Source organism: Streptomyces sp. NPDC050610, from assembly GCF_040654875.1.
In the GTDB taxonomy this organism is placed as follows: domain Bacteria; phylum Actinomycetota; class Actinomycetes; order Streptomycetales; family Streptomycetaceae; genus Streptomyces.
The window spans coordinates 1-1,407 of the sequence record NZ_JBFAIV010000095.1 but is presented as its reverse complement, the minus strand read 5'-3'; the positions used below and the strand labels follow the sequence as shown (position 1 = coordinate 1,407).

Here is a 1,407-nt window from a genome sequence, read left to right as displayed (position 1 = left end):
TCCATGATCGTGTCCGGCAGGTCGCCGATGCCCGCGAGGGCCGCCATGGCGAAGGTGGGGAACTTCGCGACCTCGTGGTTGGGGCCGGACACCCGCAGGGTGGGGCGGTTGCGCTGGTGCCCCGCGTTGAGAAGGCCGCGCATCTCTTCGTTCTTCTCCGCGACCTTCACGGAGCCGAAGAGGGTGTCGCCCTCGTCGACCAGCAGGGTGGGCGGGGTGTCGGTGATCGACCGGAACACCGCGGCGGCCGAGGCGTTGACCGTGATCAGCGGCTCGTGGACGCTCTCGGTGATCACGTCCAGCAGCCGCGACTTGCCGCACCGCTTGGCCGGACCCACCACGGCCAGCCGCGGAGCGTGCTGCCACGCGGTCTGCAAGTGGGTGGCAGCGACCCAGAGGGTGACGGCCGTGAAGGCTTCCTCGCTGGGCAGCACGACATACCGGCGAATCTGATCCCGCAGCTCCGCCAGCACCTGCGCGCCCTCGGGCACCGAGGCCGGCTCGTCATCTCCCGCGAGCGGCGCGGACTCCGCGGGCCCGGTCTTAGGCGGCTGGCCAGGCACGGCGACCGGCGGCCAGGACGGCGGCTCGTCGGGGGTGGAATAGGGCTGGGCTCCGGCATGTTCCATGCGGCGGCTCCTCGTCTGGCGGTGGCGGGCATGCGCGCCCATGCCGTCGCCGGGTCGGTTTTTGACGGGCCGTTCGGGGTTGCTGGGGCCTCCGGCGTTGCACCGCCGGAGGCCCGTTCCCCTCTCGCGGGCTTCGAGCCATCGCGAGGGAACACGGACCGTACGTCCACACCCGCCCACAGTCCAGCGATTCTGTGTCAGCTCAACGCAGAACCGTCTGCTATGTTGCCGCCGCCTCACGCCGCCAGCCCGAGCAGGTGCAGCAGATCCGCGGTGACGACCCGGTAGGCGTTGCCGAGCCGCAGGACCTTGCACGGGTACGCGCCCCGCTTCGCCAGCTCGTACCCCTTGCTCCGCCCGAGCCCCAACGCGCGATTACTCGTGTCCAGGTCAATGGCCACCGGAAGCGCGAGCAGGTCTTCCCGGCTCATCCCCTTCGCACGTCGGGCCATGGCGTCGTCTTCGTGCATGCGGCATCCCTTTCGGTACAGCCCTCGGCGAACGTGGCGATCACGTCCAGCTCCAGGCGGCACCAACCAGGATCCTCAAGCTAATGTGTCTATGTGACACAGCGCGATATCGACGATGAAGAGGACGGCTTCCCCGAGTGGGTGGACCGGGTCAAGGCCAACGTGGCCGGCGAAGTCCGGCGCAGGAGGAAGGAGAAGGGGTGGAGCGCGCAAGATCTGGCCGACCGGTGCGAGCGGCTCGGGCATCCCATCCCGCGCAACGTGATCGCCAACATGGAGTCCGGACGCCGCGCCAGCCTCCCGCTGGT

2 protein-coding genes and 1 pseudogene are annotated in these 1,407 nt (G+C 69.6%); 1 reads left to right on the top strand and 2 read right to left on the bottom strand.

Annotation, left to right across the window (positions count from 1 at the left end; translation table 11 throughout):
* A pseudogene (locus AB0I22_RS39730) lies at positions 1 to 629 on the bottom strand (hypothetical protein); the annotation flags it as partial.
* Between the two features lie 236 nt (positions 630 to 865).
* Positions 866 to 1,099, bottom strand: coding sequence for a hypothetical protein (locus tag AB0I22_RS39725; protein WP_363135907.1), 234 nt, complete (start codon positions 1,097 to 1,099; stop codon positions 866 to 868).
* A gap of 108 nt (positions 1,100 to 1,207) precedes the next feature.
* On the opposite strand from AB0I22_RS39725, the gene AB0I22_RS39720 reads away from it, so the two are divergent.
* Positions 1,208 to 1,407, top strand: a 200-nt coding sequence (locus tag AB0I22_RS39720) for a helix-turn-helix transcriptional regulator (protein ID WP_363135908.1), incomplete at its 3' end; no start/stop codon positions are given.

Excerpts from the sequence above, each read along its gene's own strand:
- AB0I22_RS39725 (WP_363135907.1), bottom strand. The coding sequence starts at position 1,099 with ATGCACGAAGACGACGCCATGGCCCGACGTGCGAAGGGGATGAGCCGG.